Source organism: Corallococcus sp. AB049A (assembly GCF_003668885.1).
Taxonomy (GTDB): Bacteria; Myxococcota; Myxococcia; order Myxococcales; family Myxococcaceae; genus Corallococcus; species Corallococcus interemptor.
The window spans coordinates 1-1,629 of the sequence record NZ_RAWL01000781.1; the positions used below are offsets into that span (position 1 = coordinate 1).

A 1,629-nucleotide genomic window follows, 5' to 3' on the forward strand; every position below is an offset into this window, starting at 1 on the left:
GCCCCTCCCGCATCCTGGCGCGCAGCCTCCCCCGGGACATCACCACCGAAAGCGTGCGCGGCCTGCGCACGCGGCTGACGCGGGCCATGAAGGACGCGGGCAGCCACGCCGTCGTCCTCACCGGCACCAGCCCCGGCGCCGGCACGTCCTTCACCGCCCTCAACCTGGCGTGGGTGCTGGCGGAGACGGGCCAGCGCGTGCTGCTGGTGGACGCGAACCTGCGCGGCGGCTGGCTGCACCGGTGCTTCCGCGAGGCGCGCCTGCCCGGCCTGCATGAGGTGCTGCGGGGCACGGTGACCCTGGAGCAGGCCCTGCTCCAGGAGGCCGCGCCCGGCCTGTCCTTCCTGGGCGCGGGGGAGCTTCCGCCAGACCCCGCGGAGCTCCTGGCCGGCGCGGCGTTCGACACGTTCGTGGTGCGCGTGACGGCCGAGTACGACGCCGTCCTCTTCGACACGCCCAGCATCCTCGCGGTGACGGACGCGGCGCTGGTGAGCCGGCACGCGGGCGTGCGCCTTGCCGTGGTGCGCGCGGCGACCCAGTCCCTGCGCGAGGTGGCCACCGCGCTGCACCAGCTGGAGCAGAGCGGCGTCCCGGCACAGGGGCTGGTCCTCAACGGCGTGCCGCGCTCCCGGACGGGCCGCGCGGTGAGCGGCGTCTACCAATACGAGTATCCATCCGCGAGCTGAAGGCCGTCACCGGGGGAGCCACGCCGTGAGCTGGATACGCTGCGCAGGACTGGGCTTCATCGCGGCCCTCTACGTGCTCGCGGGCCGCTGGGGCGTCCACCGCCTGGCCGCCGCGGAGGTGGAGACGGACCTGTTCCTGGAGCTGCGGCTCTGGATCGTCATCTGCGGAGGGGTGTTCGCCTCGGTGGGGCTCTTCCACCGCGCCCGGCGCGAGGCCCGTCCCGCAGAGGCGAGCTTCGACCCGCCGCTCATCGCGGCCCTGCTGGGCTTCCTGGGCTACATGGCCGCCAGCGCCACCTGGTCGCCCGACTTCGACTTCTCGCTGACCAAGGTCTACGACGTCCTGCTCGTCGCGGTGATGTGCGTGGGCTTCGCGCTGGCCTGCCTGCGCCAGCCCGCGCCCCGGATGCTGGACGCGTTCTGGGCCATCGTCGTCCTGGCCACGGGGCTGCTCGCGCTCGCCGGCATCAAGCAGCTGCTGGCGGGCGGCGGCGGCGGGCGGCTCGCGGTGATGAACGGCGGGCCCAACATCTTCGCGCGGCTCATGGGGCTCTTCACCCTGGGCGCGCTCTACTTCTGGTACTGGCGGGGCCAGGCGTGGCTGTGGATTCCGATGGCCGCCTGCGGCGTGGTGCTGACGCTGCTGACGGGCTCGCGCGGCGGGTTGGCCGCCATCGTCGCGGGCATCACCGCCTTCCTCGTGTTGGGGCGCGTGCCGCTGCGCAGGCTCCTGCTGCTGACCTTGCTGGCGACGGTGGCCATCACCGCGGTGGTCATGTTCTCCCCCCTGGGAGAGGCGCTGACGAACTCCGTGCAGGAGCGCTTCCTGCGCCTCACCCTCAACTACGAGACGGGCGCGGGCGGCGCCGGCAGCAACGAAGGCAAGGTGTACCTGTCCGGGCGGGACATCCTCTACGCGAGGGCCATCCAGCTGGGAAAGGAC

General features: G+C 73.1%; 2 protein-coding genes. Both read left to right on the top strand.

The features are described 5' to 3' along the window. Positions 1-686: polysaccharide biosynthesis tyrosine autokinase (locus tag D7X55_RS39325; RefSeq protein WP_121725689.1), on the top strand; the 686-nt coding region annotated here is incomplete at its 5' end. Between the two features lie 25 nt (positions 687-711). Next, the coding region (locus D7X55_RS39330) for a DUF5935 domain-containing protein (protein ID WP_121725690.1) at positions 712-1,629 on the top strand (918 nt) is incomplete at its 3' end.